5 protein-coding genes and 1 pseudogene are annotated in these 6,155 nt (G+C 61.4%); 5 read left to right on the forward strand and 1 reads right to left on the reverse strand.

What is annotated here, in order from left to right:
• The 5 genes from NKI85_RS37270 to NKI85_RS37290 all read left to right on the forward strand — a co-directional run.
• A partial coding sequence (locus NKI85_RS37270; RefSeq protein ID WP_352780862.1) for a DUF4118 domain-containing protein occupies positions 1 to 2,524 on the forward strand: 2,524 nt, incomplete at its 5' end.
• Positions 2,521 to 3,213: a response regulator transcription factor gene (locus NKI85_RS37275; RefSeq protein ID WP_352780863.1), complete on the forward strand. Its 693-nt coding sequence runs from the start codon at positions 2,521 to 2,523 to the stop codon at positions 3,211 to 3,213. The genes NKI85_RS37270 and NKI85_RS37275, both read left to right, overlap by 4 nt.
• Positions 3,214 to 3,269: 56 nt before the next feature.
• Positions 3,270 to 3,728, forward strand: a complete 459-nt coding sequence (locus NKI85_RS37280) for a PTS sugar transporter subunit IIA (RefSeq protein ID WP_352532494.1) — start codon at positions 3,270 to 3,272, stop codon at positions 3,726 to 3,728.
• 283 nt (positions 3,729 to 4,011) lie between these two features.
• A complete protein-coding gene (locus NKI85_RS37285) occupies positions 4,012 to 4,281 on the forward strand; it encodes a hypothetical protein (protein WP_352532492.1) in 270 nt (89 codons plus the stop codon).
• Between the two features lie 328 nt (positions 4,282 to 4,609).
• Positions 4,610 to 5,125 carry an alpha/beta fold hydrolase gene (locus NKI85_RS37290; RefSeq protein WP_352532490.1) on the forward strand — a complete coding sequence of 172 codons (516 nt, stop codon included), beginning with the start codon at positions 4,610 to 4,612 and terminating at the stop codon, positions 5,123 to 5,125.
• A 29-nt stretch (positions 5,126 to 5,154) separates the two neighbouring features.
• On the opposite strand, the pseudogene NKI85_RS37295 reads toward NKI85_RS37290, so the two are convergent.
• Positions 5,155 to 6,083: pseudogene (locus NKI85_RS37295) on the reverse strand (LysR family transcriptional regulator).
• Between the last annotated feature and the right edge of the window lie 72 nt (positions 6,084 to 6,155).

Genomic DNA, 6,155 nt, shown 5'->3' on the forward strand with positions numbered 1-6,155 from the left:
CGGTCGCAAGGAAACGCAGACGCTGGTCGAAGGCTACGAGGTCATTCCTCGTCTTGAGATCGATTACAAGGGGCGCATCCTTGAGGAAATGGATCTCGACGCCCTCCTTGTCCGGCGCCCGGCGTTGGTTCTGGTCGACGAGCTCGCCCACACCAACGTTCCCGACAGCCGTCACCCCAAGCGCTATCTCGACGTCCAGGAAATCCTGACGCACGGCATCGATGTCTACACGACACTGAACATCCAGCACGTCGAAAGCCTGAACGACGTCGTGGCCCAGATCACCCGCGTCAGGGTGCGTGAAACCGTTCCCGACTCTATCATCGACCAGGCCGACGACGTCGAGATCATCGACCTCACCCCCGACGATCTGATCAAGCGGCTGGAAGAAGGCAAGGTCTACCTTCCCAACACCGCCCAGCGCGCCATCGAGAACTACTTCTCGCCGGGCAATCTGACGGCGCTCAGGGAATTGGCGCTGCGCCGCACCGCCCAGCGGGTCGACGAGCAGTTGCTGATCCATATGCAGGCCCACGCCATCCCCGGGCCGTGGGCGGCAGGCGAGAGGGTTCTCGTCTGCGTCGACGCGCGTCCGGGCGGTGCCGCCCGCGTCCGTTATGCGCGCAGGCTAGCCGACCGGCTCCGCGCCCCCTGGACCGCTCTTAATGTCGATACCCCTCGTTCAGCCGGCATGCCCGAGGAGGACAAGGACCGACTCGCGACGAACCTGCGCCTTGCCGAGCAGCTCGGCGCCGAGGTGACGACCATTCCGGGTCAGAGCGTCGCCCAGGACATCGTTCGCCATGCGACGGCGAACAACTTCACCCATATCGTGATCGGCAGGCCTACCCGATCGCGCTGGCGAGAGCTGATCGAAGGCTCGCTCACTTATGATCTCATCCGCAATGCTGGCGACATCAGCGTCCATGTCATTTCGGGAACCGAACGGAACGCCGAGGCGACCTCGAGGGGTGTCAGGACGGCCGCTGAGCAGGGGCAGTTCCAAATCTGGCCCTATCTGCTTGCCACGGCCTACGTCGTTGGCTCGCTCGCGTTCGGCGCAGTTCTCGACCAGTTTCTCGACGTTCGCAATCTCGCGATCGTCTTTCTCGTGGCGGTGCTGATATCGGCGGTGACCGGCGGACTCTGGCCGGCATTGTACGCCTGTTTCATCAGCGCCCTTGCATTCAACTTTTTTTTCCTGGAGCCGCGCTACACCCTAACGATTAGAGATCCAGAGAGCATTGTTGCGCTTGCCATCTTTCTCGTTGTCGCCGTCATCGCCAGCAATCTAACGGCGCGCGTGCAGCGACAGGCGGTGGCCGCCCGCTCACGGGCACGGGCCACCGAAGACCTCTATCTCTTTTCCAAGAAGCTCGCCGGCACCGGCACGCTCGACGACGTTCTGTGGGCGACGGCTTTCCAGATCGCCTCGATGCTCAAGTTGCGCGTGGTGCTCCTCTTGCCCGAAAACGGCACGATCACGGTCAAGGCCGGCTATCCACCCGATGACACGCTGGCCGAGGCCGACATCGCCGCGGCGCGCTGGGCCTGGGAGCATAACCGCGCCGCGGGGCGCGGCGCCGACACGCTGCCGGGAGCAAAACGCCTCTATCTGCCGTTGCGGACCGGACGCACGGCAATCGGCGTGGTCGGCCTCGACAACGACAAGCAGGGTCCGCTGCTGACGCCGGAGCAGCAGCGCCTCCTCGATGCCCTCGCCGACCAGGCGGCGGTCGCCATCGAGCGCATCCAGCTTGTCGCCGATGTCGATCGGGCAAAGCTTGCGGCCGAAGCGGACCGCCTGCGCTCGGCGCTGCTGACCTCCATTTCCCATGATTTGAAAACGCCGCTCGCCGCCATCATGGGCGCGGCCGGCACGCTCAGGGAATTCGCTCCAGCGCTTCCCGAACACGACCGGGCCGAGCTGCTGTCGACCGTGCTCGACGAATCGGAAAGGCTGAACCGCTTCATCGCCAATTTGCTCGACATGACCAAGATCGAATCCGGCGCGATGGAGCCCAACTATGCGCTTCACTATGTCGGCGACATTGTCGGTTCCGCGTTGCAGCGGACCCGGAAAATCATCGGCGAGCACAAGACCGAGATCGATATCCCATCGGATCTGCCGATGTTGAAGCTCGACCCTGTCCTGTTCGAGCAGGCGCTGTTCAATCTCCTCGACAACGCCGCAAAATATGCTCCGCCCGGTTCGACCATCCGCTTGCAGGGCTGGGTCGACAGTGGCTCCGTCATCCTGCAGATCATGGACGAGGGGCCGGGCATCCCGCCTGATGATCTGGAGCGGATTTTCGACACCTTCTACCGGGTGCGCAAGGGCGATCAGGTCCGTGCCGGCACCGGGCTTGGACTCTCGATCTGCCGTGGCTTCATCGAAGCGATGGGCGGAACGATTTCGGCGGCAAACCGAACCGGTCGCTCGGGTGCGGTCTTCACCATAGGAATGCCGGCGCCGTCGGAACTGCCCGACGTAAACGAATCCGATGTGGACGATCTGGCATGACGAATTCGGAGGTCAGGATACTGGTCGTCGATGACGAGCCGCCGATCCGGAAACTGCTTCGCGTCGGGCTTGGCAGCCAGGGCTATTCGATCAGCGAGGCGCCGAACGCCAGGGCGGCAATCGAACTCATGGAGACGGAAAAGCCGGACCTTGTCCTGCTCGATCTCGGTCTGCCTGGCATGAGCGGCCATGAGCTGCTGCGCAAATGGCGGGATGATGGCCTGGACATTCCCGTGGTTATTCTTTCCAGCCGCACCGACGAGGCCGGCATCGTCTCGGCGCTCGAACTCGGCGCCGACGATTATGTCACCAAGCCATTCGGTATGAACGAGCTTGTGGCACGCATCCGCGTGGCGCTTCGCCACAAATTCCAGCAGCAGGGCGAAAAGCCGGTGTTCCACACCGGCGATCTCTCCGTCGATCTGGTGAAGCGCATCGTCAAGGTCGAGGACAAGGAGATAAAGCTCTCGCCGAAGGAATACGACATTCTTCGCATCCTCGTGCAGCATGCCGGCAAGGTTCTCACCCACCATTTCCTGCTGAAACAGGTGTGGGGCGATTCGACCGACGTGCAGTATCTCCGGGTCTACGTCCGGCAACTCAGGCAAAAGATCGAGAAGACGCCCGACCAGCCGCGCTACATCACGACCGAGACCGGCGTCGGATATCGGCTGCGCGAAGTCGAGTAAGTGGGCGTCAACGTGCACTCCAATTCTGCTCGCCAGACAAATCAAATGAGAACGATATGAAAGTCGTCGAATTCATCCGGCCGGAAAGCGTGGTCATTGACCTCGCGGCTAAGTCGAAATCTCGTCTTCAGATCATGTCGGCGAAAGCCGGCGAGACGCTCGGGATCGCCGAGGGCTCGATCTTGCAAGCGCTTCTTGGCAGGGAGAAGTTGGGTTCCACCGGTATCGGCGAGGGGATCGCCATTCCCCATACACGGTTGCAGGGTGTGGGCGAACCATTCGGCATGCTCGCCAAGCTGGGTAAAGCCATCGATTTTGAGGCCATCGACGGTGTCCCCGTGGACATTATTTTCCTACTGCTGATGCCGAGCGAAAGCAAAAATGAACACCTCAACGCGCTTGCTTGCGTCGCACGGCAGTTGCGTTCGCAAGAGGTTTTGAAAAACATCCGGAACGCCATGGGCGTCGAGGAATTATACGAGGCGATAACTCTTCAGGCGACATCGTTACAATGAATCAATGAAGCGTAGACATGAAAGCTGGTCGGCTTGAAACGATGCGCTCTCCAGCCACCGGAGGGCTACTGGGCGGCTGGAGAATGTCAATGGACTGATCGTCCGCCCAGCGGGCCGGGACGGATAACAGCCGGGACTGACAAGCAAGAAGCCGACTTAGCTGATCAGCGGCGGCGATCAAGGCGTCAAGCATGGAACAGTTCCCTAGCGCGTCCCGGCTGAGCAAGAAAGATTCAGGTACCTCCGCCTTTTCGTTAGGGGGAAAGGAGGCGCTGCCCCTCTCTTGGTTCCGGACCATTCCCTGCTGCGGCGCCGCAAGCATGAGCTGGGCGTCGCGAGCGATATCGACGAAACCGACGCCGGCGTATGGACCAATGTTGAAAGGGGGCGCAAGCCTGCTCCCCTCTATGAGCAGGTGCTGCTGCAGTGGGATGGCTTTGCACTCATCATGCTGTCGCGGGATGCCGTAGCCGACCAAGAAGATGCGGTTGATGAAGAAGCTGATTTGACTGCAGCGCACCGGCTTAAACGCCGCCTGTCATCTGACAGGTAATCAGAAAGTTGACGCCCTGAGCGACTTTCTACCTGTAGGGCATTGGGCTCAAGCCGGATAGTTGAGCTTAGCTATTTGCCGCGCCAACAGCTGCACCGCCGTTCGCCTTTTGTGCTTCGAGATGTTGCATAAAAAGGCAGTGTGGAACTCAATCGTAGGGCGGTGGCGCTCAGTCAGCGCTAGCACCTTTTAACTCGGACGACCGCCTGATACAAAATAAGTCCGCGTCTACCAGCGATGTCCAACCCTTCACCGATGTCGTTGCCTCGATAAACCCGACTTCATCACGAGCGGCAATGTAGTCGTCATAGTGTTATTCGGTGGCAACATGTACATCGCGCGCCCAACAGGGTCGCTTGAGGGCGAGTCGGTCTCCAGCCTGATCGCCAATCCGCCCGCTGGCGCGCCCGTGCCGCCGATCCTGCCGCCGGTCGATGGCTTCCTGTTCCTCGACAAGGCGCAGTTCGCCGCCTCCCTCGCCGCCGATGTCGACCCTGAAGCAGCGGCCTTCATGGCGGATTCCCAAGTGCCCCGGGGCGTCGAGGCACTTGCCGGCGCTGTCACCGTCCCGGCCTGGAAGAAGAAGCCGAGCTACTACCTGGTCGCTGCCGATGACCGCATGATCCCGCCGCCGGCCCAGCGCATGATGGCCGCGCGCTGGGGCAAAGACCGTCGAAACCGATGGCACCCATGCCGCCTACGTCTCAAAGCCCGAGGCGGTGGCGAAGCTCACCGAAGAGGCCGCCAACGCTTGAAACAATCGCCGTCAGTGAGGGACGAGGCCCCGGATGCAACCGTGTCCGGGGCTTTCCTGTTCAAGCTCGGGGGCGGCGGGCCGGAGTAGCCTTTATGGTTAGTGCGCCGCACGGATGGCTAGCCAATACTACCAGCAAATCTTTCAGCGAGCCGCTGGCGTCGAAACGCGTCCGCGACGAAATCGACAAAGACACGGGTCTTTGACGGGAGCAGCGTGCGGCTCGCGTAGTAGATCGAGATCGGCCCTTCGTCGATGTACCACTGTGGCATCAGGCGGACGAGCGCGCCGCTCTCCAGATGCGGCAGGACGTGACACACAGCGTTCAAGGTCACGCCGAGACCAAGCAGCGCCGCGCGACAGGTCGCTTCCGGGTCGTCGAGGACGATTGTCTCCTTGAGCTTTACCGGAACTGAGGTGCCTTCGATGTTGCGCATGATGCGTTCGCGGACCCGGCCCGTCCGTGATGAGCGCCATGCGATCCCATCGAACGCAGAAAGCTGCGTGGGGTCGGTCGGAGGTCTGCGCTTCTTCATGTATTTGGGCGAAGCAACCGCGATCAGATGCAGCGGCGCGAGCGTGCGCGAGACGACGCCGGGACCCCATTCGATACCGCCGCCAATTGCGGCATCGAAGCCCTCGGCGATCAAATCAGTCTGTCGCGTCGTGAATTGCCAATCGGGCCGGATGCCGGGATAGCGGGCAAGGAACGCGGGCAGCATCGGGAGAATGTAGTCGGCCCAAAGTTGAGGCCCATGCTTACCTTGAGCATTCCCGCCGGCTCTGCGCCGTTCGTCGCCACGCTCGAAATGGCCTGCTGGAGCCCTTCGAGGTTGTCCCTGATCTCGAGCAGGAAACGCTCACCCGTATCCGTCAGCGTCAGCTTGCGCGTACTGCGATGAAACAGCCGGAGACCGAGGTTGCGTTCGAGTATCGCGACGTTGCGGCTCACCGCGGCAGGCGTGAGCGACAACCGCCGCGCTGCCGCGGAAAACCCGCCCGTTTCGGCGCTGCGGACGAAGGATTCGAGGTTGGCCAGTGTCTCCATGGGCTTTTTTCAAGTGATGCTTGTAAGAATTGCAAGTCATTGCGGACTAATTATAGGCCAATAAAAGGGCGA

This window comes from Mesorhizobium sp. M0571 (assembly GCF_040320985.1).
Classification (GTDB): domain Bacteria; phylum Pseudomonadota; class Alphaproteobacteria; order Rhizobiales; family Rhizobiaceae; genus Mesorhizobium.